The following is a 25,770-nucleotide window of genomic DNA, read 5'->3' on the forward strand; positions in this document are numbered from 1 at the left end:
CATCCTCGGCGCAGCGAGGGCGGCGTGGCCGCGGGGTGTGAGCTGACCGCCACCGGGCGTGCACAACCCTCTATCGTGAAGTCGGCCGAAGGTAGCCGCGGTTGGCATGCACTCGTGATCGCCGCGAATGTACTGCAATCCGCTCATTTCCGCCTTCGTCAGCCCTACCGTGCTCATCGCGGCTTCTCCTGTGCAGCGCACTCTCTGCATTTGGTGACACCGATACCGAAATCGTACGCGAGCGACGCATCGAACAGCGCGCAGCGGAATGCGTGAATTCTTCCGCCGCTTAAACCAAGCCCCGCTGACTGCGCAACACTAGCGCTAATGTCCATCGATTCGTCGCGAAGCTCAGAACACCTGAAATTCTGCTCGATCGGCATGCCGAATCGGTAAGCCCAATTCACGCACAGAGGGCCTTGCGGAACGTCCGCTGTTCGTTCGCAAATCACACGGATCGAAAGGCCGCTCATCCTTCCCCCTTCGCCGCTGCGCTGCGGGCGAGTTCGCGAGCGCGCCGCTCCAGGTCGTTGAAGTCCGTCGTGCAGTCAGCATCGCCGATCCGGTCGTATTGTTCGGCGAACGCCATCATCCAGTGGCCGGACGTAGGCTCTCCGTTGGAAACGGCTGGCGGCGTGGGGGCAGCGGCGAGCATTTGCGACCACAGCAGTTTGGCATCGACCATGTACGGCGCAGCGCCCTCGTTGCCGGCATCGCACATCGCCTCGGTAGCCTCGCGCGGCACCAGCACGAACCCATCCGGCACGCTCCCTCGGCTCTCGCTTGCGCCGGGAGCGGTGGATTCGATGAGCACGAAACGGCCATCTTCCATTTCGGCGGCGGGTCGAATCCACGTACGGCCGTCCGATCCTCGGTACATGTAGCAATCGGCCAGCGTCGCCTCGATGATGCAGCGGCCGAGCACGCGATAGGTGTGCTGCGTTTTCTTGTGCAACACGATGTCATCACGCGCGAACGATAGCGCGGCGGGGGATTCGTTGTTCGTGCTCTTGCTGTTCATGGCAGCACCCGGTGGGGATGGACGGCGGGGGAGAATGGATGCTGCTCGAAGTCCGAAACGATCACGAACAGTTCCGGATTCACATACGTGCGTCTCGTTGTGAGTCCGACATAGCTAACTCTTCCGGTAACGCGCTCGCCGTCGATCATCGCTTCAACCCGAGTCCCGTTCGGATAGCACGCCTGAATGCGCCTGCTCGCCTCCAACAGGATGCGCTGCGGTTCGTCGTTGGTGCGGAGTTCGTTGGTCATGGCTTGCCTCGCTGGAATAGCAGTTCGTCGAACCGGCGGCGCCATTCGGCCGCTTCCTGCTCGGCCTTCGTCGCGCGAGCACGGTACGCGCCGGATGCGCGCAACGATTCGGCCAAGCGCTTCTCGATATCGCTCGCGTGGCGTTTCAGGTTGCGCAGTTGGGTCTCTGCGCTCGGAGTGCGGCTCACGGTGCACCACCCTGCCGCTGTTGGGCGGCGATGGCTGCGTCGATGGCTGCGTCGAGTTCTTCGCCATGCTTGAGCTGACGCGTTGGCGGGTGGCAGTCGTCGCTAACCGTGTGGTGGAAGCGGTCGCAGTGGACGTCGTTTCGGCGGATATGCCGATACCTCGCCGCATCCCGCGCATCCTGCCCGCAGGACGGCTGTTCTGCGGTGGCGGTACGGCGCTCTGCGACGGCGCGGTCGTATCCGCGTTGCTCGGCGGCTTCGATGATGGCTCGCTGCGTGTCCGCCAGCTTCGCATCGCTCCCGGCAGGCAGGCCGCGCGGCCGCCGCTCCGGCTGCATCGAATCGTACAAGCGGCGCAGACGCGCGACGTTCGGATTGTCGACGTCGTTGCGCCACAGCGGCCAATCGCGATCCATCCACGCCTCGAACGAAGCGCGCTCCACCACCTCATCCGCTATCGGCCGCCGCTCCGATCCTTCGCAGCTACGCTGCTCGCGTTCGCCCTGCGCGAATTGACTGCGCCAGAGGGCACCGATTTCGTCGGCTGTCACGAACGTTGTGCATCGCCGACCTTCAGTATCACGCCACTTTGCGCAGACATGCTGCTGACCTTCAACGACAGTACCGCAAAACCTTTCCGGTTCGCCCTGCGCGGGCTGCGGGCGGGCGTAGAGAGGCATGAGCGGATAGCTCGGCAACCGCTCCGCGTTCGGCTCGGGCGTCGTATTCGCCCACAGCGGCCCATTGCGCGGATGCACCGGCACGTACGCAACCGCCTCCGCCCCTTCGCTGCTCGCGCTTCCTTCGGCGAGGAGGGCGTCATAGGCGGCGAGGGCAGGGCCGATATCGCAACTGCACGACTCGCATTCCGCCGCCTGCATGTATGTCTCGGCAGGGCATTTGCTGGTTCGCAACGCCGCCGCCAGCGCATCCATCACTTCCCGCTCCCGCGTGTTCATGCCTTGGACTCCCGTGGCGATAGGTAGATGGCGAGCGCAACGAAGAATGTCGCCTTGTCAAAGTGGTCGGCGTAGGCGATAACCATGCCGATCCAGAACAACGCGGCTGTGAGCAGCGTTTCCAGCGTTCGCCACCATCGCGTGTTCATGCCTCGATCCTCTTGAACGAAACGACCCATACCCACGGGTTCGCGTCCCAAGAGCAGGCGCCGTTGATGGATTCCCAAAGGGCGACGAACGAGGGACGAGCATCCTCGAACGTCGTGCCGAGGCGCCGCGCCGCGGCATAGATCGCCTGATCCGGCAGATGGTCGACTCCATGCTCGACACCTTCCGCCCAAGCATCCGCCTCGCTGATCGCCTGCAGCCGCTCGACGCGCACGTCGGTGACTTCGAGCGTGATGCGCGAGGCCCAGCGGGGCATGTGGATGCCGGGGATCTTCCGCTTCCACCAACGATCCAGGCGATCCATGTAGGTGTTATCGCCGGTGTAGACGAAGTCGGCCGGCGCATCGCGAAGGGAGTACACCTCGCCGTCGCGGCGCGGCGGTTGCTTCGGAACGGGAAGCACGCGACCTCCCGTCTCGATCGTGCGCTTGGCGCCGTCGGCTGCATAGCGCACGGAGAGTTCGTCGTACGCTCCCGCAGGAAGCGGCGCGTCGTGCGGATGGTTGAGCGAGCCGCCTGTCCACGTCCACGTCTCGCGCACCCATAGGCTGTCGCCAGGCACGCCATAGGGGCAACCGAATGTCTCCCCTGTGCGGGTATGCCAGATCGCGGCCTGTTCGTCGTGCTCGATGCCGCGCGCATCGGTGCCGCCGAACGTTGTCGGTTCCCACTCGCCGAGCGGGTGCGCATGCGGCAGCTTCACCGCGCGCCGCGTCTGCGACTTCGTGCCAGCGAGGATCGCTCGCACCATCGGAGCCGACATCAAGATCGGACGCTCACGCATCGCCGCGCTCCTTCGCGCGCTCGTGCTCCGCCATCAGCGCAGCGTGCGTCTCCGGCGACATGCTCAGCGGCGACTTCCCGCAGTCCGGGCAATCGCCCCAGTGCGGTCCCGCGTCGTCGATCGTCACGGTCAGCTTCCCGGTGCCGCAGCAGGTGCAGATGGCGTGGTGGGTGGTCGTGGTCATGCGTCGCAGCCTCGTCCGATTGTTGAACCGCCGTCGGCGGGATTCATGAACTGCTCCCAGTGCACCCACCCTCGGTCCGGGCAATGGAAGCCCCAGTCGCGGATCACTGCGCCGGTGAGGAAAAGGGTGATCGGCGGGGGATCGCCGTCGATTAGTTCGATGCGATGCGCATCTGTCGGTCCGCGGAACACAACATCGCCGGCGGCACGCATGACCTGGTGGCGGACGCCGCCAGCAGCGATCGTGTGCTCGATGTAGCGGCCGCGCAGGAAGATGCTGCAGCTTTCCCACGGGTGATCGTGCAGCGCGCGGTCGTCATCTGATCGGCGAAACTCGTGCGCGTACGCGTTCCCCTGACGGTTCCGCTCGGTGAGGTGCCACCGGAGCAAGTAGGGATCGTCGTCGCCACCGATGATCCGGTCAGGCGCGCGCGATGCCATCATGGCGAGCACGTTCTGGCGCAGCGGATCCAGCAGGAACGGCGGCAACGCGATCATTCGGGCTTCCCCTGCAGCTGGATCGCGTACGCGTTGAAGACCCGATAGCTGTTCGACACGAGCACGACCGCATGGCCCAGGCGGCGCGCGGTATGGATGGCCGCGAAGCGGTCGTCGGCCTGCGCCGTCTCGAAGCTCGCGACGTGCGTTCCGCCGACCCATTCGCGCACCCATGCGTTGCGCTGGCCTTCCAGCACGTCTTCCAACTCGCGGACGCGCTTCCGCAGAGCATGCGCCTCGCGCTGTGTGATCGCCTTGCGTTTCATCGATTCGTCCTCTTGGTGATCCGCGGTCAGGCCGCGACCGATAGGGTTTCGAGCGCGCTGGCCGTGCACTCGTCGAGGTACCGTCGCCGCGCCGCCTGGACTCGCGGATCGCGCAGCGCGGCATCGCGACCGCGCAGGTAGGCGATCGCCTCGAAGGCGCCGACGAACTCGGTGGCGGCGAGCTGGCGCGGGGTCATGCGGCGGCCCTCGACTCGGCAGCGTTATCGAGGTTCGCTCGCGCGAGCGCAGCGAGTGGATGCGGGCTCACGCTGTTGCCGACCATCTTCACGGCGCGCGTGCCGTTGATCGCGCGACCGTCGGCGGTGCGGTCGATGATGTAGTCGGCCGGAAAGCCCTGCGCCGCGTACAGCTCGTGCGGCTTGAGCATGCGCAGGCCGATGTCGACGATCACGTACGGGACGCCGCGGACGTGCACGGTGACGAGTGCGAGGCGGTCGCGCGTGGTGATCGTGTCGGCGGGCTCGGCGAGGTCGAGCGCCTGGCCGTTTCCGTAGTAGTTCACGAGGAACGCGGCGACCCGGAGCGCGCCGGCCTCGGCTTCCGGCGACAGCTCGCACTCGATGATGGCGTTGTGCTCGCCGCCGGCGAGGATCGTGCGGAGCGGCAGATCCGGTCGACCACGCCCGCCGTTCACGTTCGACGTCGATGCGTGCATGAGGTGCGCCATCGCGAGGCGCTGCGTGCAGCCCTTGCCGACGATCGTGCTCAGCGGCTCATCCGCGGCGCGCGGCGGTGACGTGTTGCTGTTCGGTCCGCCGGCGGCCTGCTCGATGAAGGCGGTCACGATGCCGAGCGCATGCGCATGACCAGCCGGGCGCGCTGCTCCGGCGCCAGACGTGATCGTCGGCACTGGTTCTGTCGCGGCGCTGCCGGCGCTATCGCCGCGGAACTTCGCAAGATGTGCGGCGACGACCGCATGCTTCACCCCGTCGACGGCGGTTCCGAGCGGCTTGTCGAGGCCCGGGACGCGCGGCGCCTGCCCCTCGCGCTCGCCGTAGCCGGTCTGCACCAGCGTCGCGGCGGCGACGCCTATGCTGTTTCCGGTGCGGTCGATGGTCGGCAGCGGCGCCTGCGTGTCGTGGTGACCACCGCCGCGGCGCTTCGTCGTGCCGTCGCCGTCGCCGTGCGCCGTCTGCACGAGCGTCGCTGTCGCGACTGCGAAGTGTCCGCCCTTCACGTTCGCGCACTGCGTTCGCAGCGGCTCGTCGGCGCGCCAGCTCGCGGCGCGCGACGCGTTCGCGTGCTCGGTGAGCACCGGCGCGCAGTACTCGACGATGAAGGGCTGCGCCGCGTCGAGCACGAACTTGCGGATGCCCCGCGCGATGCGGCGCATCGTCGCCTCCGCGAGCGGCTTCGGCCGATCGAAGATCGATCGCGTCGGCAGCGACCAGTCGATGCAGTCGGCTGCGGTCACGAACGGCACGAGCCCGGGTCCGTGCGTCGGCTCCGGCCACCGAATCGGCTCGCCGTCGAGGCGTGCGATCAGGAACAGGCGCGTACGGCTGGTCCCGGCACCGTAGTCGCATGCGCGGAGCTTGCGCCACTCGACGACGTAGCCGAGATGGCAGAGCGACGCAATGAACGCGCACCAGGTGCGGCCCTCGTGTCGCTTATCGGGGACCAGGAACTGCTCGCCGATTGGCACGCGCTCGCCGCGCGCCGCGACGGTGCCGTCGAGCCTGACGACGCGACCGGTCGCGCGATCGCGCTTCGCCCTCAGCGGCCCCCACTTCCGGATCTGCTCGACGTTCTCGAGGCTGATGATCCGCGGGCGCACCGCGCCGGCCCATTTCGTCACGACCCACGAGAGCGAGCGCGTCGCGCGCGATCGCGGCTGCCCGCCCTTCGCCTGCGAGAAGTGCGTGCAGTCGGGCGACGCGTGCAGCCAGCCGACCGGCCGGCCTCCGCACTCGACGCGCGCATCCGCTTCCCAGACGTCCTCGCACATGTGCCGTGTGAACGGATGGTTCGCCGCGTGCATGCCGATCGCCCATTCGTCATGGTTGATCGCGATGTCGGGATCGCGGCCGAGCGCCTGGCGCAGCGCCTCGCTCGCCCCGCCGCCGCCGGCGAATAGGTCGACCACGATCTCGCCAGGGCGCAACGCTGATGCGAGTACGCGGCGAGGGAAGTGGAAACCACGCTGCTCGCGCATCACGGCGCATCCTTCATCGCAGCGGCCGGCGTCGTACCGCCATCGACCGGCCTGCGCCGGCGACAGCGCCGCGGGCGCTCGATCAAGGAGGCCGGCGCGCCCAGGTAGGCAACGCCCGCCCGGCGTTCCGTGCGGCGCGAAGCGCGCGCGCGGCGATGCGGTATTGCGTGCCGATGCATGGTCATGATGTCCAACTCCGTTCGTGCTGCGTAGCCGTAAGTGGCAGAATCCAATCTACTGTGCGCAGTAGTTTGTGTCAAGCCGTCCCAAGGGGCGAAATCGCTGCCTTAGACGTGGCGGCCGTCGAATGCCGTGCGCAGGAGGTCGGCGCCGGCGTCACCGATCATCGCGGGGTCGATCACGCGCAACTCGTCCGAGGTGTAGCAGTTCGCCGCGGGATCGCCGTTGCGGAACGTGCGGCCGTCCGGCATGCGGTACTCGACCCAGTTCGCTACCGGGTCAGCATCGACCGCCTCGGCGAACGGGATCAGCTTCGGGATGTAGCGATGGCCGGCGCAGCCCTTGAGCTGTTCGGCCTTCGTGATGTCGCGCTTGCGCCGCGCGCACGACCATCGCCCGTCGCCGTCCATCTCGGGCGTCGCGTGCGCGCAGGTGCGGCAGTTGACCGCGGGCATCGCGCGACCGTGGCAGAGCGAGTAGAGCTGGCACATCTTGCACTGGTACCAGCCGGGATTGTCCGACAGCTTCGGCGGCGGCTCGGCCGCGGTGATGATCCGCTCCGCGCGATCGCGCAGCGTGCGCGCGAGGTCAAGATTCGCGTCGGTGCGCACGCCGACCATCGCTCGCGCGCCGGGGCTCGAGCACGTGAGGTAGTGCCGCGGCGCCTCCGCGTACGCCATGTACATCACAGCCTGGGCATAGTACGTGTAGTCCCATTCGTGCAGCGCGTTCTTCTCGCCGACCTTCTGCTTGAGCTTGATGAGGTCGGCGTGCTTCTTCTCGTTCGTCGCCTTGCCTTCCCACACGTGCAGCGCCTTCGGCGCCTGCAGGAGGCCCGTGACCATGCCGTCGCAGTGGCCGCGAAAATGGCCGCCGAGGTCGGCGAAGCCGAACTGCTGCCCGGTCCGCGGATCCACGGTGCGAAGGTGCACGCCGGGCACGAGTCGCAGGCGCGCGGCCATGACTTCCTCGCTGCGGTGGCCGTCCTCGAAGCGCCAGAGCGCGTCGACGGAGTAGGGCGACGGCATGGCCCATCGGAACGTCAGCCACAACTCGCGATCGCACGGTCGCCCGATCGACGACATGCCCAGGTACGTGCGCGGTTCCTCGGCCGCTGCGCGCGCCTCGACGGCGGCGCGCAGGGCATCGATGGTCGGATCGGCGATGGCGGGGATCGCGACCATGGGCGTCTACTCGCTCTTGCCGAACGAGTGCTCGTAGCCAGCCGGCGGCGCCGCGTTCGCCGCATCCTGCAGCGCGCGCGCCACCGCGGCATCCTCGACCTTCATGCCGCGACCGACGAGGTCGACGAGTTCGTTCTGGCTCGCGACATCGGCCACGAGCAGGTCGTCGGCGACATGGCGAATCGCCTGCGCCTGCTGCAGGCGCGGACGAGTCGCGGCGTGCCGCTGTCCGTCCAGCGCGCGCCCGTTCCCTTCACGATGTAGATGCGGTCGCTCATGCCGGCTCGCTCCCGTCACCCTTCGACTTCGCGGCCTTGCCGATCTTGTCGATCTTGTCGAGCACGAGCGCGCCCTGGTCCGGCTCCGGCTTCACGTCGCTGCCGCCGCCGGAGAACGCCTCGACGTCCGCGACGACGATGTAGACGCGGGAGCCCTGCGCATCCATGAGTTCGTGCCGCTTCGGATCGAACTGCGGCAACGACAGCACGGCCTTGATGCCGTCCTTGACCGTGATGCTCTCCAGCGTGCCGCGGATGCGCGCGTAGCCCTGCGTCGCGATGATCCGCACCGATTCCTCGACGGCGTTGCGGACGCGCTCGCGCACGCGGTCGATGACGTTCTGCTGTTCGGCCTCGCCGAGCTTCTGCCACACGTCGGGCGCGGCCTTCATCTCGTCGATGCACAGCTTCATGAGGTCGCCGAGCATTGTTTCGGCGGCGACCTCGGTCGCGACGGTTGCCGTCGCGTTCGCTTCGTTGTCCATGGGTACTCCGGGGTGATCGCGAAAAAGCCCGGCGCCCGTGCGGGCGCGCCGGGGCGGAGTGAATCAGGCCGCGGCGTCGCCGGCCGGGCGCGGCTGAGCCCACGACGGCTTGCCGGCCGGCGCGGCGGGTGCGGCGTTGCCGACGACGCCGCGCGTAGCCGGTGCCGGAGGAAGGCCAGCGGCAGCCGTCGCCGCGCCATCGATGCGCTTCCAGCCGCGGACCTCGTTGCCGTCTTTCTGCTGCACGCGGCCGCGCCGGTCGGTCGTGCCGGCCGGGATGAACTCGACGCGGATGATGTGCGGGATGTTGTGCAGCATTGCGGAGTCCGGCGACTCACGCAGCCCGCAGGCGGCGCGGATCGACGCCAGGTGCTCGTTCGCGATACGCACGGTGTCGGCGTTCAGATTGTCGAGGTTCAGGCGAGCCCACACCTGACGACCGGTCATCGGCCCTTCGACGATGCGATAGGTGAGTTCGAGATACTGACCGTCGTTCGTGCGCGTCGGCTTGAGATCCGAGTCGATGATCTGTGCGACGTACTCGCCGGACGGGACGGGCGAGAAATCGGTGGCCGGCTGAGCGTTGGGATCGACGTACTGACCGATGAAAGCCATGATGGTGTCCTCTTGCGGGTTGGTGTTGGGGTTGCGGGGGATCAGGCGGCGGCCGGTTCGGCCGGCGCCGGCGGGGTGATGGCCTGCACCAGCGCAGACCAGTCGAGCGGCAGCGGATCGGGAAGGCCGAAGCGGTTCTTCGCGATGTACGCCGGCGATTCGTTGACGCGCAGCACGCGGCGACCGGTGGCGATGCCGCGCGTGCGGTTCTGGAAGCCCTGCGCTTCCTTCTTGATGGCGGTTTCGACCTGGGCGAGCCCGACGATGTCGGCCCATTCGACGACGAGCGCCGCGGCGCCGCGGTGCAGCTTGAGCACGTAGCGATCGAACGCATCCATGTCGGGCGCGTCGAACCGCTTCACTTCGGTGTGCGCGATCAGGATGGTGGCCATGCCGCGCGCGCGGACCGCGTTGAGCTTTTCGAGCACAACGCGCCAGTACGACGTCGCCTCGATGTACCCCTTGCCGTACGGGATCGCCTCGATCGAGTCCTTGCCGGCGTCGCGTGCGACGCGATTCCAGATCAGCGGTTCCAGCCAGTCGACCGAGTCGAGCACGGCCGTGCCGAACTCGTGCGGCTCGTTGGCGAGACTGTCGAGCGCCTGCACGGCCTGCTCGAACGTGGTCAGGAGCGGGAACGCGTCCGTCTCGATGCCGGTCAGTCCATCCTCGAACGGCAGGAAGATCGGCTTGTACGCGTTCGCGGCGAACGTGCTCTTGCCGACACCTTGGACGCCGTGCACGACGATCCGAGGCGGCGCGCTGGCGCGCGTCGTGCGAGCGATGCTGGAAAGGGAAATGGCCATGTTCGGGTTACTCCGTGATGGGATTCATGTTGGGAGGAGCGGGCCGGCGCTGATCTCCGGCTTCGCGGGCACTATTCCTCTCCCGCCGACTCCCTTTCGGGCTGCGCATCAGCCTGCGCATTCCGCTCCGTGATCTGTCAGGCGTCGAGCATCACGTGGACGTTGTCCGCATGCGATTCGCACTGGACGCGTTCGGCGCAGCCAGCGAGGGCCTCGTCGCCCTGACGCCGGATATGCCATCCGTCGGCGGTGCCGCACGGGTTCTCCTGCTCGGCGAACGCGAGAACTTGGTCATCGGTCCAGTCGCGCGGCACGCAAACCTGCATGTCGAGGAATCCGCGGCGGGTAACTTCGGCGTTCATGTCTCACTCCGTCAGGTTGATGGGTTCGATCGACACGGCCGCCTTCGCCGGCGTGACCGTGATCGCGGCGGCGATGCGGTGGTGCAACTCGGGGTCGTTGCGCTCGACGTAGCGCAGCTCGGACAGGCACACGGCCGGCTTGAACTGGAACACGCGGTCGCGGATCGCGTCCGGCAGGTGCTGCCAGATCGTTTTCAGCACGGCCTCGTCCACGCTGCGATTGAGCTTGCCGGTCGTCGTGACCTTGAAGCGGTCGCTGCGAAACGTGGTCGCGCCTTCGTCCTTCACGCCGACGAGCGCGATCAGCTCGCCTTCCGCCGCGATGCGCGCGTCACGCGCTGCATTCTCGGCGGCCTTGCACTGCTGCAGCCGGTCGGCGGCCGCGTTGATGTTCTCGAAAGCCATGGCTCCTCACTCGCCGCGTCGCGCGGCAAACGTCAGTGGTTCGGGCGCGCCGTCCAGGCACTCAGCGAGTGCGTATGCGTCGGCCTCGGAAAGGTCGCGGCGTTGCTCCAGCGCGCCGCGCGCTCCTGCTGTAGTGGCGGGGGAACTCGCCACGGAAACCAGGCGCCGGACTGGGGTCGGGCGGGATGCGCTGCCTCGCGGCAGTGCGGATGTCGTGGTCCGCTTCATGCGGGCCACCGCAGGGAAAGGCCGAACGTGAGCCCGAGCATCACGACTACGAGAGTCGCGATCGTGAGTTCCCACAAGAACGCGAGTGCGCGGCGCGCGGTCATGGCTTGCGCTCCGTCGTCGGCGCGTAGCCGTCCAGCGCCGCACGGATCTCGTCCGTGGTCCACATGCCAGCGAAGCGCCCGTCGACCGTCTCGCAGTCGTGCATCCCCGCAGCGACTCGGCGCGAGTGCTTCCATTCACGGCCCTTGCGATCGCGCCAGCGCGTGTCGCGCGTGATCGCTGACTTGCGGCGGCGAGCGGCGAGGGCGGTCACAGCGCACCGACCTGCACGAGCGCGGCGCGCAGACGCTTCGCCGCTTCGTGCTGTTCCGCGCTGCATCCGGTGATGCGGCCGCGACGCTTGCCGTCTGGATCGGTCACGAGTTCGTCGCGCGACTCGTCAACGCAGAAGTCGCGGAAGTAGGCCGCGCTCACCGCGATAACGCTTTCGACGCGAGCCCGCGCAACTCGAAGTTCGCGCGCAGCCCCGCGGTGATCGATGCTGCTGACCTCGTTTGTGGCGTGGTCCGCAGCGATGTCGAGCCGCGTCGCGCAGTGGCGCATGACGGACAGGATGGGAAGCACGCTCACGGCTGCGATCCTTGGATGGCGGCGAGGGCGGCGACGATGCGGTTGTAATGCGCTTGCGTTGGTTTGTCGCGCAGGCCGAAATGGCGTTCGTCCCTCACGCGATCGGAGTGCGTCAGCGCCTTCTTGACCGCCTCCACCAGCTCTGCCACAGCGGCATCACGCGCCCGGCGCTCGATGACCTCGGCGAGGATAGAAGCGATTGAATCGCGCGCTCTGCGAACCTCTCCGACCCATCGCACGACGGTCGGGTCAGGTTCGTATCCCCTGCGTGCCGGAGCGTCGCACCATTCCGCATAGTGAACGGACGCGCAATTCACGATGTCCGGCATGCGGTCAATCGCGGCAAGCAACGCTTCCACGTCGATGCGTTCGGTGCTCATGCGGCACCTGCCTTGATGCGACGAGCGCGTCGCAGATAGAAGTCACGATGCCAGCGCGAATGGCAGGCCGTGCGCTCATTCATCCCGGCGAACACGCGCATTAGCTCGCGGTGGTGCTCGATCGCCGAACAAACCGCACGCTTGATACTCTCCGCGGCGCCGTAGTCCTCTTGGTTTTCCGGGTGCGTCCAGTCGCGTGCGTTCATGCCGCACCTGCCTTCGCCAGCGCGGCGCTTCCGGCACCCGTCAGCCTCACACACGCATGCGGGCCGTCTGTGCGGTCGCCGACACGGCAATATTCCGCCCATCCGCGCGCCACAAGTTTCGAGTACATATGCGCGAGTCGGCCGCGCGTCATTCGTGGAATTGGCTCTCGCGTCTTGATGCAATGCATCGCATGCGCCTGCGCGGGCGTCGGCGTGTGCTGCGCGCTCATGCGACCGCCTTGAGCGCCGGGCGCTCGTGCAGCATTTCCATGAGTTCCATCGGCAGGCACACGTCGATGTTGTAGTCGCGTTCGATTCGGTCGAGCGCGTCGCGGTAGCGCAGCGGACTGGCGAGGTCGAAGCGAAGCGATGCGGTGTCGAGCGAGTAGTTGCGGCGCAAGATGCGCAGCTCGTACTCGACGGCGATGATGGCAGCGTCGATGAGAGCTTCGCGATTCATCACGGCGCGTGCTCCATGTAGTTGCCGGTCACGATCGCGGCGGCCGCCTTCGCAAGCGCCTCGTCCGTGGTCGCGTACTGGAGTTCGCCGGCATACGCCTCGACGCGCGGGTCGTGCACGAACAGGACGATGCGGCCGTGGCGACCGAACCCGATGTGGCGCATGCGCACCGTCACGGTATGCGCGTCGAACTGGAACGCGCGCCATGCCTTCGGTCCGGAGTTCTCGACGCCGCTGCGCAGGTCGCGCAGTTCGTCGAGGATCGAGGCTTGATCGTGGGCGGCGGCGGTCATGGCGCACCTGCCTTCGCCAGCGCGGCGCGGGCGTCAGCGAGGAACGTCGCGTTCGGCATCCGAGCCTCAGCCGCCTCCACGGCGCGGCGCAGTGCCGCGACCAGCTCGTCATGCGCATTGCAGGCGCGGACGATGAAGGCGGCGTTGTTCGCCGGCGATTCCACGTGACGGCCGTGAAATACGGCCGCGTCCGCCACTGCGAAACCGTCGTCGGCGTAAATGATCCGCTCGGCTTTTCCCTCGCCGGTATGCCACGGCGTCGGCGTGTGCTGCGCGCTCATGCCTCGGCCTGCTGCGCGTCAGCCGCGTCGAGTTCGTCGGAAACCTGATTGAGGAGCGCGGCGAGTTCGCGGGCGCGGGTCGTGTTGAGCCCGACCATCGCCAAGCCGCTGAGCATCGCGAGCATCACCAGCGGGGGATTCGGGCGGCGCAGGCCGGGGACCGGGTGCGCGGGCATGGCGATGACTTCGATCGCGCGAGCGCCCCAATGGTCGGGGATCGCGGCGCAGTGCGTTGCCTTCGGGTTCGCGTTCGGGTTCGCGTTCGGGTTCGTGCTCATGGGTTCCGTTCTCCGCCGGTCTATCGCCGGCAGTAGAAAGGTATCACCCAAGAGCAGGCATGTCTACCGTGTGCAGTAGATGTGCGTCATGAAAATTACCTATCGGAACTGGTATTCCGATAGGTGCTGTCAATGGTAGGCGATGGCGCCCGCTATTTCAGGGTCTTTCGGGTCAGCTGCGCCAGCGATTCGGCATGCTGCAGGATGACATCGCGCACCGACTCCGGGGCGGTGCGGAAAATCGCGATCAGCCGCGACTCGCGGTCATCGCCCGACGAGATTTCCGAGAGGGAGACCGGCGCCTTCGATGCACGCTGGCCGCGCCCTGTTTCGAGCCACAGCGAATTCACCCCGTACACGGCCGCCAGTTTCGGCAACTGCATCGAACGCGCGACCGTGCCCTTTTCGAGGTTCACGAGCGTGTTGTAGGGGATGCCGGCCAGGTTCGCGGCCTGCGGGCGCGTGAGCTGCGCCGCCTCACGGGCAGCGCGAATACGGGCGGCCATGGCCGTCGCGGGCTTGACGATCGGTTTGTTAGGCATGGCGGGATGATGCCGGCTCTCAGCTACTACGGCGCATGGATCGTCACTACCGCCGGCGGGGACCGCACACGGTTGCGCACGACCTACCGCCGGCGGTAGACTGGAATCCATGAGGCATGAAAAGGACGAAAACGACTGGTCGGCCCGAGTAATCGAACTCGAGCGTTTCGGCCTGTCGCTGACGCTCATCGGTGAATCGGTCGGACTCAGCATCCAAGGTATCTCCGATCTCAAGCACGGTCGCCGACGCGAACCGCGCGGGATGGTCGCCGTGCGCCTCTGGAATCTCCACCGGCGCACGCTCTGCCGCCGTCGCCACGGATCAGCCGCGGCCGACGACACGACGCAGGCTGCCGCATGAGCCGCGCAAACGCTCGCAAGATCGCCGCCGCCGCCATGCGGAGCGCCCGATGAGCGAGCCCGGCGCGCAGGCGATCCAAACCGCGATCCTTCGTGCGCTTGCCGAGCGCGGGCAGTCCGCCGTCGCCGCTGAAACCGGGATCTCCGATACGCGGGTCTCCCGCTGGAAGTCCTGCGCGCCCGACGGCGGCGGACTCGACATCCTCGAAACCGCGCGCGTGCTCTCGGCCCTCGGGCTCACCGTCGTTCCGCTCGATCCCGACGGCATGGTCGTCGTCCCTGTGAGCACGCATTCCGCGCTGCATGTCCTGCTCCGCGACTACGCGGACACGATGCTGAGCGGCAAGGGCCGCCCGGAATGCAAATGATCGACGCATCGGGGGATGGGCGCAGCCGAGCCGACTATGCCTTGGCGTACGCCGCGCGCGGATGGGCAGTCGTTCCGCTCTACTGGGTCGACGAGCGTGGCGAATGCGGTTGCGGCCTCGCCCATGATGGCCAGACCGCGCATCGCCGCGCCGACGGCACCGAGTTCGTGCTGTCGCCGAACTCGCGCGGCAAGCATCCGCACTCGCTGTTCGCGCCGCACGGCGCGCTGTCCGCGTCGAAGGACGCCGCCACGCTGCGCCGCTGGTTCGCCACCGAGCCGCGCCTGAACATCGGCGTCGCGACCGGCGAGATCAGCGGCATCGTCGTCGTCGACATCGACCCGCGCGACGGCGGCGACACGACCTGGGCCGACTTCGTCGACCGCAATGGCGGGCAAATGCCCGATACCATCATTGCGGGTACCGGTGGCGGCGGCCAGCACGTCGTGTTCCAGTACGTCGCCGATCAGGTCATCCGCTCGCCCGGCAAGGGCGTGCAGGTCAAGGGCAACGGCGGCTACATCGTCGCCGAGCCGTCTCGCCATCACAGCGGCGGCACCTACGTCTGGCTCGCCGACGCCGACCCGCTCGAGGGCGCGACGCCTGCGCCCGCGCCGGAATGGCTCGTCACGCCGAAGTCCGCCGACACGCTCGTGCTCCGCGGCGCGGGCGTGCGCGCGGCCGGCTACCTCTCGCCGCAACGCGTGGTCGACCTGCAGGCTGCGATGCAGCACCTCGACCCGGACCCGTACGAGACGTGGTTCCAGGTCGGCATGGCGCTGCACTCCACCGACGCGCCCGAGGCGTTCGAGCTGTGGGACGCGTGGTCGCAGCGGAGCCTCAAGTACAACGTCAACGCGACGCGGCGGAAGTGGGCCAGCTTCGGCCAGCGCGAAGGCCTGCACGTCGAGTCGATCTTCGCGTGGGCGGCGCAGGCCGGCTGGACCGGCGAATCGCCGCGCGTCGCGGTGCCGGCGGAATCGGTGCGCGTCGCGCGCCCGGTCGCCGACGTCCAGAGCGCCGGCGACATGGGTTTGCACGAGCTGCCCGGCGCGCTCGGCGAAGTCATCCGCTACACCCTGGCCACCGCAGCGAAGCCGCAACCCGATTTCGCGGTCGCGTCCGCGCTCGCGCTCGGATCGGTCATCGCGGGCAGGCGCTACGTCGCGCAGCCGTTCGGCAACTTCACGTCGCTGTACTTCGTGCTCGTCGGCAAGTCCGGCTGCGGCAAGGAGCACGGACGCACCGCGATCGAAACGATCCTCGCCGAGGCCGAATGGCCCGAGCTGCTCGGCCAATCCGGCTACGCCAGCGACAGCGCCGTGTTCTCGTCGCTGCTGCTGCAGCCGACGCACATCGCCTTCATCGACGAACTCGGCGCGCTGCTCGGCAACGCGCAGTCCGAGGGCATGCACTACGCGCGCGCGGCGATGACCGCGCTCGTCGAGTCCTGGGGCAACTGCCACGGCATCATGCGCCCGAAGGCCTACAGCACCGCCAACCTCGCGCCGCAGATCGCCGAGGCGATGCTGAAGCGCGTCGTCTACAACCCGGCCATCACGTTGCTCGGCATGACCACGCCGGCGACGTTCTATGGCTCGCTCACCGGATCCGCAATCGAGGGCGGCTTCCTGCCGCGCCTCCTCTGCGTGCAGACCGACATCGGCCGTCAGCCGATGGGCGAGAAGTTCGCGACGCCCGTCCCGCCCTCGGTGGTCGACTGGATCAACGCGTCGCGCAACCACGCTTCCGACCGCGGCAACCTCGCGGCGCGCGGCCATGGCGCCGGCGAGCGCCCGACCACGACGAACGTGCCCATGGACCTCGCCTCGATGCGCGCGATCCGCGCCTACGAGGCTGACGTGCTCCAGTCCATGGACGCGCTCGACGACGAGGGCATCGCCGAACTCGAGGGCCGCAGCGTCGAGAAGGTGCTGCGGCTCGCCTGCATCCTGGCCGTGTCGGTCGATCCGGCCACTCCGCGCATCACCGCCGACCTCGTCGACCATGCCGTGCGCTACGTGCGCCACTGGACCGGCCGGACCGTGCAGGCCGTGCGTGAGCACATGCACGGGTCGCGCTTCGCCCAGTGGCAGGCCGATGTCCTGCGCTCGATCGCGAAGGGCGGCGAGAAGGGACGCACCGAGCGCGAGCTCGCCCGCGCCAATGCGCTCTACAACGGCCTCGACTTGCGCCAGCGCCGCACCGTGCTCGACGCGCTCGTCGCGAAGGGCGACATCGCATTCGTGGAGTCCGCGGGCCTCTCCGGCCGTGGCCGGAAGCGGCAGGCATGGGTCGCGGTCGAGGCCGGCGACGAGGAATAAACGTCTAAACCGTCTGAAACCGTCGAAACCTGATCGACGGTTATAGGCGGCACCACAACTCGCTGAGAGCTAAATCGTCGAAATCGCGGCGGGGGCTATTTCTATGTGAAGTCCAGAGAGACATAGAAAAGTATCGACGATTTTAATTTTTACCTTCTAACCCTTGATACAGCTTGCTCATAACCGTCGATCGCGTTTCGACACAAATCGACGAAATAGACGGAAATCACGATGCCCGACCTCACCCTCCATCTGCCGTTCCCGCCATCGGTGAACCACTACTGGCGGACCGCCGTACGGCAGGGCAAGGCGTCGCCGTACGTGTCCGCCCAGGGCAAGGCGTATCGGAAGGCGGTCAAGCGCGCGCTCGGCAAGGAGCGCATGGCAGGGCGCCTGGCTGAACCGCTGCGTAGTCGGCTCGCGGTCACCGTCGGGCTGTTCGCGCCGACAGGTGCGCGTTACGACATCGACAACCGCATGAAGGGCCTGCTCGACGCGCTCACCGACGCTGAGGTCTGGGAGGACGACTCGCAGGTCGACCGGCTCGTCATCGAGCGCGGCGAGGTCATCGAAGGCGGCGGGTGCGTCGTGGTGATCCGCACGAGGGCAGGGGAGACGACACCGTGAGCAGCGACCGCGCGAAGCTGATCCACACGATCCACAACGCGGGTCTGCGCCTCGACGACGCCGGCGTCGCCGCCGACATCGCGATTCGGTGCCAGCGCGAGGCGCGCGACCGGCTCATGGTCGCTGCCCGCGAGGCCCAGCTGTCCATGCGGGCGATCGCGAAGATCTTCGACGTGGACGTCGCGCTCGTGCACCGCGTGTTGACCCGCGTTCGTGGCAAGTCAACGAACAGCGCGCCGAAAGTCGACTCCGGACCAGCAGGGGGTGTCCACGCCGTAGGTACGAAACAACCCTCAGCAGGACGTGCCGGGCCTGGCGCGTCGCGCACCGCATTCGGGGGCTCGTGAGTGGGTTGATCGAGCCAACGCTTGCGGACTCCGCAGGCCCGGCAGTCCACCCATTCCCTGACCCTGACCACGACTCGCAAACGAGGTCACGCATGAACGAGAACACCGACATGCTCCAGCAGAAAAAGGAACGAAGCGTCGCGCGCGAGCGACGGTTCCAATCGATCGTTCTCGGCGCCGTGATCCCTGCGCTCCTGTGGTGGGTCGGGTCAACGCTGCTCCGCGTCGACAAGAGCAACGCGCTCATCGATGCCCGCCTGCAGAACATCGAGATCCAAGCCGCCGGCACGTATTCCAAGGCCGACGCGAAGGTCGCCAACGACATGCTCAAGGAGCGCATCAGCAGCACCGAGCGCGCCATCGGCGCCATCGACGACCGCGTGCGCGCGATCGAGATCGACCACGCGCTCGAGAAGCGCACCCGCATGCCCACCATGCAGGCCACCCCGAAGGGGCGCCCGTGAAGCAGAAGCTCACCGCCGGCGTGATGAGCGCGGTCCTCGCGGTCGCGAGTCCGTGCGTCATGTGGTTCGAGGGCATGGTCCCTCACACGTACCGCGACCCGGTCGGCATCCCGACTGCGTGCTACGGCCACACCGGCCCGGACGTGACGCTCGGACGATCGTACTCGGCTGACGAGTGCCGCCGCCTGCTCGATGGCGACCTCGCCGAGGCGTACGCCGCGGTCGCGCAGTGCGTGCGCGTGCCGGTCGAGCCGTACGAGGCCGCGGCGATGGTGTCGTTCGCGTTCAATGCGGGCGGCCACGCGTTCTGCGGCTCCACGATGCTGCGGCTCGTCAATGCCGGCGCGGACGGTGCGGTGTTCTGCCAGCAGCTCATGCGCTGGACGAAGGCGACCGTGCCCGTGATCGGCGTCAAGGTCGAACTGCCCGGGCTCGTGAAGCGGCGCACCGCGGAGCGCGAAATGTGTCTCGGCCACGACTGGAAGCCGACCGCGTGAAGGACACGACCGCGCGCGCGAAAGCGATGACCGATGCGCAGTTGCGCGACGGCATCCGCCAGCTCGCGCACGAGGTCAAGGCGAAGCACGCCGCGCTCGACGCGATGCGCAAGGAATGGAACCGCCGCGCGCGGACGACCAACGCGATCAACCTGGTGGAGAAGCCGCAATGAAACGCAACCTGCTATGGGAATCCATCCGCGCCGCGATCCTGTTCCCGCGCCAGCCGATGCTCGCGTGCACATGGCGCTTCGACGAGCGCGGCCGTATGTGGGCGACGCCGCTATGAACGACACCGACCGCAGCAAGCTGGGGCTCGCGATCCTCGTGATCGTGCTGGCCACGCTCCTGCGTTGGCAGGGCGGACTTATCGACGGCGCGCAATGGGTCGCCGTCGTATCGGCGACGACGTGGGCATTCATGGTCGGTCAGGTCGGCGCGATCGTCGCCCAGGGCTACGCGGTGCAGACGGCAGCGAAGGCTGTAGCGATCGCGAAGGGCGTCGCGGCAGCGGGTCTGCTGCTGATCTCCGCGACCGCGTTCGCGCAGCAGCTGGAGCCAAACGGGCTGTTCTCCGACGGGTTCGACGTCAACGCATGGGCGTGCAGCGATCCGATCGCCCCCGATGGCGTGCCGCGTACGCGCCTCGTGCTCTCCGACGTCGACTACAGCGCGCAGCATTGGCCCGTGCGCTACCGCGTCGCCATGACCGAGTGGGACAACGTCTGGGGGCACAACAGCGCGACCGATGCCGTTACGCCGTGGCCCGGCGTCGCCGGCTCCGCGCCTACGCTGCGATGGTTCCGGCGCACCAGCTACGTCGCGCTGCACTTCCGCACGCCCGTCGATCCGTTCCCCGGGCTCGCGAGCCGGTTTGTCGCACCGAGCGCGAACGCGGGTCCAAACCTCACGATGGCGATCAGCCGCGGGTGCGGTGACTTCAGGCTCTACCTGCCGACGCCTGGCTGCCTCGCCGAGAACGTCCCGACCGCGGATGTGCCGATGGTGTACTGGCAGTTCGCCGATACGAGTCCCGCGACCGCCTGCAACCTGCAGCCCGACACGGACTACTTCGTCAACATCATGCAGACCGATCCGACATCGACGCTCGAGTGCACGACCGTGCTGTGTCCCGCGGCCGCATGGAGGAACTGACCATGTTCCTGCTCGGCTACGTGCTCGGCTCCATCGCCACTGCCGCGGTCGCGCTCGTGATCCTGTGGTGCGCACTGCGCAAAGGAGGTTCCACGTGAAGCTCGGACTGACGCAGTACCTCGCGATCGCGCTTGCGCTGTCGCTGATCGGCAACGCCTGGCAACTGCACCATTCCGGCGTGAAGTCGGGCGAGCGCGCCGGCGACATCGCTGTCGTCGAGAACGCGAACGCGGGCGGGCAGGCCGCGGTGAAGGCGCTACAGGACGCGGTCGCCGAGTCGTACGTCGGCCGCATCTTCGACCGCGCCGAGGCCGCGAAGGCGACGGCCGTGCGTGATGCGGAGCGCACGACGCTGCAGCGGCAACATGACCGCGACGTCGCCAGCCTCGCAGCGCGCCTCGCTGGCGAGTGCCGCGACTGGGCAGCGCAGCCAGCGTGCGGCGTGCGCGTGCGATGAGCGCGACCGTCACGGCGCTGCGCACGTCAACGTGCCATTCGCCCGGCAACGCGGCGATCGCGGAACGCTTGCGCGCGCTCGCCGATGCAATCGACCGGCCGGACGCCGAGCCGATTGGCAACGTCATCTCCGTGGTCATCACCGAGCCCGGCGAGATCACGCTGCACGTCGCCGGGCGGTCGATGAACTACGCGCAGCTCGTCGGCTCGCTCGCCTTCGCGCAGCAGAAAGCGATGCTGCCGAAATGAGCGCGCCAGCCATATCCCGCCAGCCCGAGGTCGGCCCGACGCACGACGGCCGCATCGGGATCTATGTGGGCGGTGCGTACCGCCTGCTGCCGCCGGACGAGGCGCGTGCGTTCGCGCAGCGCGTGCTCGCGACGGCTGATGAAGTCGAACAACGGATAGGAGCCGCACGATGAAGCGCAACACCATCCTCGCCGCCGCGCTCGTCGCCGGTTGCGCGCACCAGCCGCCCATCGTGAAGCACGAGGTGGTGCGCGTGCCCGTCGAGGTCCGCGTGCCGCTCGACCCCGTGCTCACGGCCGACACACTGGCCGATCCGCCACCGGCGCCCGCGTGCACGCGGAAGGGGCAGCCCGCGTACTGCAATGGCCAGGTCGCGGCCATGCTTGACGACGCGCGGCTCGCGCTCGGTCTCTGCAACGCGGACAAGCGGGCGCTGCGCAGCAAACCCTGACGCGTTGGAACTGCCGTATGTAGTAGGATATGCTCTACCGAGCACAGTAGAGCACCGATCCATGCCGCTTTCCGGCGCCGAAACCATCGCCCGAGTTCGACAGCACCAGCGGGAAACCCTGCTGGCGTTCTCGTGCGGGAAGGATGCCATCGCCGCGTGGATCGCGATCCGCCCGCACTTCGACCGCGTGATCCCGTTCTACCTGTACTCGGTGCCCGGACTCGAGTTCGTCGAGGAATCGCTGGACTACTACGAGCGGTTCTTCGGCACGAAGATCATCCGCCTGCCGCATCCGGCGCTGCACACCTGGCTCAACGGCTTCATGTTCCAGCCGCCGGAGCACTGCGCGGTGATCGAGCAGGCCGAACTCGGCGAGCACAGCTACAACGACATCCACGACGCGATCGTCGAGGACCATGGGTTGCAGGAGGACATCCTGTATGCGACTGGGGTGCGCGCCGCCGATTCGCCGCTGCGCCGCGTCGCGATCAACAAGCACGGGCCCATCACCTGGTCGCAGCACAAGTACCACCCGGTGTGGGACTGGAACAAGCAGGCACTCGTCGACTGCTTCCGCCGCGAGGGCGTGAAGCTGCCGGTCGACTACGCGATGTTCGGGCGCACGTTCGACGGACTCGATCTGCGGTTCCTGCTGCCGCTCAAGCGGCACCGCCCGCGCGACTACCGGCGCGTTCTCGAGTTCTTTCCGCTGTGCGAACTCGAAATCAAACGATGGGAGTACGCACGTGCCAGTTGATCGGAGCGCCATGCGTGCGCAAGCCGATGCGAAGCGCAGCGAGGCGCGGCAGAAGGCCGCGGCCGCTCTCATCGAGGCAGCTGCTGCGAAGGAGCGCAGGCGCAATCCGCCGCCGAAGCTCGTCGCGATGCCTGAGCCGACCGGCAACACCGAGGCCGATGCGAAAGCGGACCTCGATGCGCTTGTCGGCGGTTTCCGCGAGCGCGCCAAGGCCGAGTCGCGTCGCTTCGAACTCGCCACCGACTCCGAGTATTGGTGCTGCCTGTGCTTCCAGACGCGTGAGCAGAAGGAAGCCTTCCTCGGCGCACTGAACCTGCTGCTGCACGGCGACAAGTACATCGACGGCCGTGTCGTGGCGAAACAGCTTGGCATCTCGTTGCCAGCGGCCGACGTGCCCTACAACACGAGCGCCAAGGTTGACCCGACGTGGGTCGAATTCATCGACAAGAAGAGGTAATACGACATGGCAACGCGAATCGGCAAGAAGAAGGGCGCGGCGAAGGGCAAGCCGAAGCGGAAGGCGGCGAAGATCACGGCACAGCGCCGTGGCGGCGCGCGTCGCGCCGGTTCCGCTGCGGCGTCCCGCACGTCCGGCAGCTGAGGGCTACGGACGGCAGCGACCACTATGGCGCTGTCGTCCCTTCCGCCATGACCAAGCGCAAGAGCACGCCGGGCAAGAAGCGCCGTCTGAGCAACGGCGCGTCGACCGCGCCCGAGACGATCGCATGCCGCGAGCGCAACGCGAAGGCGCTGCAGCTCCGCAAGGAGGGCATGAACTTCGAGGACATCGCGCGCGAGTGCGGCTTCACGTCGCGCCAGCGCGCGCACGAGGCCGTCACCGCGGAGATAAAGCGCATCACGCGCGAGCCTGCCGAGGACGTGCTGGTGCTCGAGCTGGAGCGCCTGGACGCGATGTTCACGACGCCCTATCTCAACGCGCAGGCCGGCGATCTGAACGCGATCAACGCGTGCCTGCGCATCATGGATCGCCGCGCCGCGCTCCTCGGCATCGACGCGCCGAAGAAGGTCGAGGCGAAGGTCGAACAGCGCGGCGGCGTGCTCATGGTCCCCGCGGCGGTCACGCCGGAGGAATGGGCGAAGGCGGCCGAGGCGCAGCAGCGTGCTCTCGCGGAGAGCGAGAAGGATTCGGAGTTGCCGGACGCATGACCTCGCTCGCCGCCCAGTCGTTGACGCAGGCGGTGCGCGGCGAGATCGTGTGGGCGCCGCACCCGGGCTCGCAGGTTATCTTCCTGTCGTGCCCGATCTACGAATGCCTGCTGCAGGGGACGCGTGGCGGCGGGAAAACCGATGCTCTGCTCATGGACTACGCGCAGCACGTCGGCCGCGGGTTCGGCGCGGCGTGGCGCGGCATCCTGTTCCGCCAGACCTACCCGCAGCTCGCCGACGTCGTCGCGAAGTCGAAGAAGCTGTTCTATCGCATCTTCCCCGGCGCGAAGTTCAACGCCAGCGACTACACCTGGACGTTCCCAGGCGGCGAACAGCTCTTGCTTCGGCACATGAAAACGCCGGACGACTACTGGAACTACCACGGCCACGAGTATCCGTGGATCGGGTTCGAGGAGCTGACGAACTGGCCGACTGCCGAGTGCTACGAGAGCATGTTCGCGTGCTCGCGCTCGTCGCATCCCGGCATGCCGCGCAAGTACCGCGCGACGTGCAACCCGTACGGCCGCGGGCACTGCGTTCCCTATGGCGATGTGCTCACTCCGAACGGCTGGCGTGACATCAAGGACATCAAGATCGGGGACACGGTGTATTCGGTCGATTCTGCTGGCGCGATCGTCGAGAAAACGGTCGAGCAGCTATACCGCGGAAAATACATCGGCGACATGGTGTACCGCGAGGGTCGCGGGATATTCATGGCGATGACGCCGAATCATTCGCTTCCGAAAATTGGAGGAAAGAATGGCCAAGCGTACACGCTCGTTCCGTTCGAGGAATTGCCTGGTCAGGCTGACATTCTTCGCACGGCCGAGTTCGATGGGGAGCCGATCAGGATTTTTGAGTGCCCTGTGTATCCGACGCGTTCGCGTCGCGTGAAGCAGCCAGCGCGAATCAGCGGAATGCAGTTCGCCGAGCTGATGGGTTGGTTCCTGTCGGAGGGGAGTACGATCGATCGCGACAAGGCTTTCAATATCGCACAGATGAAGCCCAAGAATCGCGAACGCATCGCCGCGCTACTGGACGAATGCGGCTTCAAGCAGAGCTGGAATGCGAACGACGTGACGGTGTACGCGCCCGATTGGTGGGCGTACCTGCGGCAGTTCGGGAAGTGTCGCGACAAGTACGTCCCGGCAGAGATAAAGAACGCTTCGCGCGAGCAGATCACCGCGTTCTGCACAGCGGCAATGAATGGCGACGGGCATTGGTCAGGAACGGGGGGCTGCTACTACACGACGTCGCAGCGGCTAGCTGACGACATGGCAGAGCTGTTCGTGAAGCTCGGATACGCGGTCAACGTCAGCAGCCGAGCGCGAAAGAATCGCGACGGGTTGTCGTACACCGTTCACTTCAAGCGCGGTCGAACCATTCAGCTCGTTACCGGACAGCATCGGTACAACGTCAAGTCGAGCTGCGCGTCAGTTAACGTTCGTCGCGAGTCGTTCGACGGCGAGGTGTATTGCATCGGTGTCGCTGACACGCATTCGTTCTTCATCCGTCAGAACGGCAGCGTTTGGCTTTCTGGCAACACGTGGGTCAAGCAACGCTTCATCGACCCGGCCCCGTCTGGAACGGTAATCCGAGAGCCGGGGAAGCCCGAGCGCGTCAATATCCACAGTTCGCTGCTCGAGAACACGCACCTGCTCGCCGCGGATCCCGAGTACCTGACCAAGCTGCGCGCGATCAGCGACCCGAACAAGCGCAAGGCATGGCTGTTCGGCTCGTGGGAGATTACGAGCGGCGGTATGTTCGACGACCTGTGGAAGCCCGAGGCGCACATCGTGCCGGTGTTCGACATCCCGGCCGGCTGGCGCATCGACCGCTCGCTCGACTGGGGCAGCTCGCGGCCGTTCTCCGTCGGCTGGTGGGCGGAGTCCGACGGGTCGCCGGCGATCATCGCCGGCCGCCAGCGCACGCTTCCGCGCGGCACGCTCGTTCGGCTCGCCGAGTGGTACGGCAGCACGGGCAAGGCGAACGAAGGCCTGCGCCTGACCGCGGGCAAGGTCGCCGAGGGCATCAAGCAGCGCCAGGTCGATCTCGCGATCGCGCAGCGCGTGAAGCCGGGCCCGGCCGACTCGTCGATCTTCGACGTCACGGACGAGGCCAGCATCGCCGACAACATGGCCAAGATCGGCATTCGGTGGGAGCCGGCCGACAAGCGCGCGGGCAGCCGCAAGAACGGGTGGGAGCTGATGCGCGAGCGCATGGAGGCATCGCTGCACGACAACGGCAAGCCCGGGTTCCTCGTCATGGACCGCTGCCGCGACTTCATCCGCCTCGTGCCGTCGACCTCGAGGGACGAGGACGACCCGGACGACATCGACACCGAGTCCGAGGACCACATCCACGACGAGACGCGCTACCGCGTGCTCGCCACCGCGCGCTCCGTGCGCACGCAAGCCCTTCCGTTCTGAGGCACACAA

The 25,770-nt window shown here is 67.3% G+C and carries 45 protein-coding genes; 18 read left to right on the forward strand and 27 right to left on the reverse strand.

Annotated features, from left to right (window positions below):
- Nucleotides 1–469 precede the first annotated feature (469 nt).
- From FHW12_RS01470 to FHW12_RS01600, 27 genes are all read right to left on the reverse strand, one after another.
- The gene (locus tag FHW12_RS01470) at nucleotides 470–1,021 is read right to left on the reverse strand and encodes a hypothetical protein (RefSeq protein ID WP_182529212.1); all 552 of its coding nucleotides are present in this window, start codon (nucleotides 1,019–1,021) and stop codon (nucleotides 470–472) included.
- Nucleotides 1,018–1,272, reverse strand: a complete 255-nt coding sequence (locus FHW12_RS01475; RefSeq protein WP_182529213.1) for a hypothetical protein — start codon at nucleotides 1,270–1,272, stop codon at nucleotides 1,018–1,020. The genes FHW12_RS01470 and FHW12_RS01475 overlap by 4 nt, the downstream gene beginning before the upstream one ends.
- Nucleotides 1,269–1,460, reverse strand: coding sequence for a hypothetical protein (locus tag FHW12_RS01480; protein WP_182529214.1), 192 nt, complete (start codon nucleotides 1,458–1,460; stop codon nucleotides 1,269–1,271). Before FHW12_RS01480 ends, FHW12_RS01475 begins: the two co-directional genes overlap by 4 nt.
- Nucleotides 1,457–2,419, reverse strand: a complete 963-nt coding sequence (locus FHW12_RS01485) for a hypothetical protein (protein ID WP_182529215.1) — start codon at nucleotides 2,417–2,419, stop codon at nucleotides 1,457–1,459. Before FHW12_RS01485 ends, FHW12_RS01480 begins: the two co-directional genes overlap by 4 nt.
- Nucleotides 2,416–2,568, reverse strand: coding sequence for a hypothetical protein (locus FHW12_RS01490; RefSeq protein ID WP_182529216.1), 153 nt, complete (start codon nucleotides 2,566–2,568; stop codon nucleotides 2,416–2,418). The genes FHW12_RS01485 and FHW12_RS01490 overlap by 4 nt, the downstream gene beginning before the upstream one ends.
- Nucleotides 2,565–3,371, reverse strand: a complete 807-nt coding sequence (locus FHW12_RS01495; protein ID WP_182529217.1) for a hypothetical protein — start codon at nucleotides 3,369–3,371, stop codon at nucleotides 2,565–2,567. The genes FHW12_RS01490 and FHW12_RS01495 overlap by 4 nt, the downstream gene beginning before the upstream one ends.
- Nucleotides 3,364–3,555, reverse strand: coding sequence for a hypothetical protein (locus FHW12_RS01500; RefSeq protein ID WP_182529218.1), 192 nt, complete (start codon nucleotides 3,553–3,555; stop codon nucleotides 3,364–3,366). The genes FHW12_RS01495 and FHW12_RS01500 overlap by 8 nt, the downstream gene beginning before the upstream one ends.
- A complete protein-coding gene (locus tag FHW12_RS01505; RefSeq protein WP_182529219.1) occupies nucleotides 3,552–4,052 on the reverse strand; it encodes a hypothetical protein in 501 nt (166 codons plus the stop codon). Before FHW12_RS01505 ends, FHW12_RS01500 begins: the two co-directional genes overlap by 4 nt.
- Nucleotides 4,049–4,318 carry a hypothetical protein gene (locus tag FHW12_RS01510; RefSeq protein ID WP_182529220.1) on the reverse strand — a complete coding sequence of 90 codons (270 nt, stop codon included), beginning with the start codon at nucleotides 4,316–4,318 and terminating at the stop codon, nucleotides 4,049–4,051. The genes FHW12_RS01505 and FHW12_RS01510 overlap by 4 nt, the downstream gene beginning before the upstream one ends.
- Before the next feature lie 26 nt (nucleotides 4,319–4,344).
- Nucleotides 4,345–4,515: a hypothetical protein gene (locus tag FHW12_RS01515; protein ID WP_182529221.1), complete on the reverse strand. Its 171-nt coding sequence runs from the start codon at nucleotides 4,513–4,515 to the stop codon at nucleotides 4,345–4,347.
- Nucleotides 4,512–6,494: a DNA cytosine methyltransferase gene (locus tag FHW12_RS01520; protein WP_182529222.1), complete on the reverse strand. Its 1,983-nt coding sequence runs from the start codon at nucleotides 6,492–6,494 to the stop codon at nucleotides 4,512–4,514. Before FHW12_RS01520 ends, FHW12_RS01515 begins: the two co-directional genes overlap by 4 nt.
- A 287-nt stretch (nucleotides 6,495–6,781) precedes the next feature.
- Nucleotides 6,782–7,858, reverse strand: a complete 1,077-nt coding sequence (locus tag FHW12_RS01525) for a hypothetical protein (protein ID WP_182529223.1) — start codon at nucleotides 7,856–7,858, stop codon at nucleotides 6,782–6,784.
- A 6-nt stretch (nucleotides 7,859–7,864) separates the two neighbouring features.
- The gene (locus FHW12_RS01530; RefSeq protein ID WP_182529224.1) at nucleotides 7,865–8,014 is read right to left on the reverse strand and encodes a hypothetical protein; all 150 of its coding nucleotides are present in this window, start codon (nucleotides 8,012–8,014) and stop codon (nucleotides 7,865–7,867) included.
- A gap of 118 nt (nucleotides 8,015–8,132) precedes the next feature.
- On the reverse strand, nucleotides 8,133–8,621 hold the full coding sequence (locus tag FHW12_RS01535) for a hypothetical protein (protein WP_182529225.1): 489 nt from the start codon (nucleotides 8,619–8,621) through the stop codon (nucleotides 8,133–8,135).
- Between the two features lie 63 nt (nucleotides 8,622–8,684).
- Nucleotides 8,685–9,236, reverse strand: a complete 552-nt coding sequence (locus FHW12_RS01540; RefSeq protein ID WP_182529226.1) for a DUF669 domain-containing protein — start codon at nucleotides 9,234–9,236, stop codon at nucleotides 8,685–8,687.
- A gap of 41 nt (nucleotides 9,237–9,277) precedes the next feature.
- Complete coding sequence (locus FHW12_RS01545; protein WP_182529227.1) at nucleotides 9,278–10,042, reverse strand: ATP-binding protein; 765 nt, start codon at nucleotides 10,040–10,042, stop codon at nucleotides 9,278–9,280.
- Between the two features lie 137 nt (nucleotides 10,043–10,179).
- Nucleotides 10,180–10,404: a hypothetical protein gene (locus FHW12_RS01550; RefSeq protein ID WP_182529228.1), complete on the reverse strand. Its 225-nt coding sequence runs from the start codon at nucleotides 10,402–10,404 to the stop codon at nucleotides 10,180–10,182.
- Between the two features lie 3 nt (nucleotides 10,405–10,407).
- Nucleotides 10,408–10,809: a DUF7173 family protein gene (locus FHW12_RS01555; RefSeq protein WP_182529229.1), complete on the reverse strand. Its 402-nt coding sequence runs from the start codon at nucleotides 10,807–10,809 to the stop codon at nucleotides 10,408–10,410.
- 328 nt (nucleotides 10,810–11,137) lie between these two features.
- Nucleotides 11,138–11,353 carry a hypothetical protein gene (locus FHW12_RS01560; RefSeq protein ID WP_182529230.1) on the reverse strand — a complete coding sequence of 72 codons (216 nt, stop codon included), beginning with the start codon at nucleotides 11,351–11,353 and terminating at the stop codon, nucleotides 11,138–11,140.
- The gene (locus FHW12_RS01565) at nucleotides 11,350–11,643 is read right to left on the reverse strand and encodes a hypothetical protein (protein WP_182529231.1); all 294 of its coding nucleotides are present in this window, start codon (nucleotides 11,641–11,643) and stop codon (nucleotides 11,350–11,352) included. The genes FHW12_RS01560 and FHW12_RS01565 overlap by 4 nt, the downstream gene beginning before the upstream one ends.
- A 23-nt stretch (nucleotides 11,644–11,666) precedes the next feature.
- Nucleotides 11,667–12,050, reverse strand: coding sequence for a hypothetical protein (locus FHW12_RS01570; RefSeq protein WP_182529232.1), 384 nt, complete (start codon nucleotides 12,048–12,050; stop codon nucleotides 11,667–11,669).
- Entirely contained in the window at nucleotides 12,047–12,256 is a 210-nt protein-coding gene (locus FHW12_RS01575) for a hypothetical protein (RefSeq protein ID WP_182529233.1), read from the reverse strand. The genes FHW12_RS01570 and FHW12_RS01575 overlap by 4 nt, the downstream gene beginning before the upstream one ends.
- A gap of 226 nt (nucleotides 12,257–12,482) precedes the next feature.
- Nucleotides 12,483–12,716, reverse strand: coding sequence for a hypothetical protein (locus FHW12_RS01580; RefSeq protein WP_182529234.1), 234 nt, complete (start codon nucleotides 12,714–12,716; stop codon nucleotides 12,483–12,485).
- A complete protein-coding gene (locus tag FHW12_RS01585; RefSeq protein WP_182529235.1) occupies nucleotides 12,716–13,009 on the reverse strand; it encodes a hypothetical protein in 294 nt (97 codons plus the stop codon). Before FHW12_RS01585 ends, FHW12_RS01580 begins: the two co-directional genes overlap by 1 nt.
- Nucleotides 13,006–13,290, reverse strand: coding sequence for a hypothetical protein (locus tag FHW12_RS01590; RefSeq protein ID WP_182529236.1), 285 nt, complete (start codon nucleotides 13,288–13,290; stop codon nucleotides 13,006–13,008). The genes FHW12_RS01585 and FHW12_RS01590 overlap by 4 nt, the downstream gene beginning before the upstream one ends.
- Nucleotides 13,287–13,568: a hypothetical protein gene (locus tag FHW12_RS01595; protein WP_182529237.1), complete on the reverse strand. Its 282-nt coding sequence runs from the start codon at nucleotides 13,566–13,568 to the stop codon at nucleotides 13,287–13,289. The genes FHW12_RS01590 and FHW12_RS01595 overlap by 4 nt, the downstream gene beginning before the upstream one ends.
- Before the next feature lie 152 nt (nucleotides 13,569–13,720).
- Nucleotides 13,721–14,110 carry a helix-turn-helix domain-containing protein gene (locus FHW12_RS01600; RefSeq protein WP_182529238.1) on the reverse strand — a complete coding sequence of 130 codons (390 nt, stop codon included), beginning with the start codon at nucleotides 14,108–14,110 and terminating at the stop codon, nucleotides 13,721–13,723.
- Between the two features lie 109 nt (nucleotides 14,111–14,219).
- Between FHW12_RS01600 and FHW12_RS01605 the strand changes: the two genes are divergently transcribed.
- From FHW12_RS01605 to FHW12_RS01690, 18 genes are all read left to right on the forward strand, one after another.
- Nucleotides 14,220–14,471 carry an XRE family transcriptional regulator gene (locus FHW12_RS01605; RefSeq protein WP_182529239.1) on the forward strand — a complete coding sequence of 84 codons (252 nt, stop codon included), beginning with the start codon at nucleotides 14,220–14,222 and terminating at the stop codon, nucleotides 14,469–14,471.
- 49 nt (nucleotides 14,472–14,520) lie between these two features.
- Entirely contained in the window at nucleotides 14,521–14,838 is a 318-nt protein-coding gene (locus FHW12_RS01610; protein WP_182529240.1) for a helix-turn-helix domain-containing protein, read from the forward strand.
- Nucleotides 14,835–17,162 (forward strand): bifunctional DNA primase/polymerase, encoded by a 2,328-nt coding sequence (locus tag FHW12_RS01615; protein WP_182529241.1) that lies wholly within the window; start codon nucleotides 14,835–14,837, stop codon nucleotides 17,160–17,162. Before FHW12_RS01610 ends, FHW12_RS01615 begins: the two co-directional genes overlap by 4 nt.
- 231 nt (nucleotides 17,163–17,393) lie before the next feature.
- The gene (locus FHW12_RS01620; protein ID WP_182529242.1) at nucleotides 17,394–17,789 is read left to right on the forward strand and encodes a RusA family crossover junction endodeoxyribonuclease; all 396 of its coding nucleotides are present in this window, start codon (nucleotides 17,394–17,396) and stop codon (nucleotides 17,787–17,789) included.
- Nucleotides 17,786–18,136, forward strand: a complete 351-nt coding sequence (locus tag FHW12_RS01625; RefSeq protein WP_182529243.1) for a hypothetical protein — start codon at nucleotides 17,786–17,788, stop codon at nucleotides 18,134–18,136. Before FHW12_RS01620 ends, FHW12_RS01625 begins: the two co-directional genes overlap by 4 nt.
- 92 nt (nucleotides 18,137–18,228) lie before the next feature.
- Nucleotides 18,229–18,600 (forward strand): hypothetical protein, encoded by a 372-nt coding sequence (locus FHW12_RS01630; RefSeq protein ID WP_182529244.1) that lies wholly within the window; start codon nucleotides 18,229–18,231, stop codon nucleotides 18,598–18,600.
- The gene (locus FHW12_RS01635; RefSeq protein WP_220484279.1) at nucleotides 18,597–19,097 is read left to right on the forward strand and encodes a lysozyme; all 501 of its coding nucleotides are present in this window, start codon (nucleotides 18,597–18,599) and stop codon (nucleotides 19,095–19,097) included. Before FHW12_RS01630 ends, FHW12_RS01635 begins: the two co-directional genes overlap by 4 nt.
- Entirely contained in the window at nucleotides 19,094–19,270 is a 177-nt protein-coding gene (locus tag FHW12_RS01640; RefSeq protein WP_182529245.1) for a hypothetical protein, read from the forward strand. The genes FHW12_RS01635 and FHW12_RS01640 overlap by 4 nt, the downstream gene beginning before the upstream one ends.
- 112 nt (nucleotides 19,271–19,382) lie before the next feature.
- Nucleotides 19,383–20,252: a hypothetical protein gene (locus FHW12_RS01645; RefSeq protein WP_182529246.1), complete on the forward strand. Its 870-nt coding sequence runs from the start codon at nucleotides 19,383–19,385 to the stop codon at nucleotides 20,250–20,252.
- A 94-nt stretch (nucleotides 20,253–20,346) separates the two neighbouring features.
- Nucleotides 20,347–20,709: a hypothetical protein gene (locus FHW12_RS01650; protein WP_182529247.1), complete on the forward strand. Its 363-nt coding sequence runs from the start codon at nucleotides 20,347–20,349 to the stop codon at nucleotides 20,707–20,709.
- A 68-nt stretch (nucleotides 20,710–20,777) separates the two neighbouring features.
- Nucleotides 20,778–20,957, forward strand: a complete 180-nt coding sequence (locus tag FHW12_RS01655) for a hypothetical protein (RefSeq protein WP_182529248.1) — start codon at nucleotides 20,778–20,780, stop codon at nucleotides 20,955–20,957.
- Complete coding sequence (locus FHW12_RS01660; protein ID WP_182529249.1) at nucleotides 20,954–21,130, forward strand: hypothetical protein; 177 nt, start codon at nucleotides 20,954–20,956, stop codon at nucleotides 21,128–21,130. Before FHW12_RS01655 ends, FHW12_RS01660 begins: the two co-directional genes overlap by 4 nt.
- Entirely contained in the window at nucleotides 21,127–21,408 is a 282-nt protein-coding gene (locus FHW12_RS01665; RefSeq protein ID WP_182529250.1) for a hypothetical protein, read from the forward strand. The genes FHW12_RS01660 and FHW12_RS01665 overlap by 4 nt, the downstream gene beginning before the upstream one ends.
- Before the next feature lie 61 nt (nucleotides 21,409–21,469).
- Nucleotides 21,470–22,165 carry a phosphoadenosine phosphosulfate reductase gene (locus tag FHW12_RS01670; RefSeq protein ID WP_182529251.1) on the forward strand — a complete coding sequence of 232 codons (696 nt, stop codon included), beginning with the start codon at nucleotides 21,470–21,472 and terminating at the stop codon, nucleotides 22,163–22,165.
- 10 nt (nucleotides 22,166–22,175) lie between these two features.
- Complete coding sequence (locus tag FHW12_RS01675; RefSeq protein ID WP_182529252.1) at nucleotides 22,176–22,622, forward strand: hypothetical protein; 447 nt, start codon at nucleotides 22,176–22,178, stop codon at nucleotides 22,620–22,622.
- Between the two features lie 6 nt (nucleotides 22,623–22,628).
- Complete coding sequence (locus tag FHW12_RS01680; RefSeq protein ID WP_182529253.1) at nucleotides 22,629–22,766, forward strand: hypothetical protein; 138 nt, start codon at nucleotides 22,629–22,631, stop codon at nucleotides 22,764–22,766.
- A gap of 47 nt (nucleotides 22,767–22,813) precedes the next feature.
- A complete protein-coding gene (locus FHW12_RS01685) occupies nucleotides 22,814–23,332 on the forward strand; it encodes a hypothetical protein (RefSeq protein ID WP_182529254.1) in 519 nt (172 codons plus the stop codon).
- Complete coding sequence (locus FHW12_RS01690) at nucleotides 23,329–25,761, forward strand: hypothetical protein (RefSeq protein ID WP_182529255.1); 2,433 nt, start codon at nucleotides 23,329–23,331, stop codon at nucleotides 25,759–25,761. Before FHW12_RS01685 ends, FHW12_RS01690 begins: the two co-directional genes overlap by 4 nt.
- Nucleotides 25,762–25,770: the final 9 nt, after the last annotated feature.

It is taken from the genome of Dokdonella fugitiva (genome assembly GCF_014138265.1).
GTDB lineage: Bacteria > Pseudomonadota > Gammaproteobacteria > Xanthomonadales > Rhodanobacteraceae > Dokdonella_A > Dokdonella_A fugitiva_A.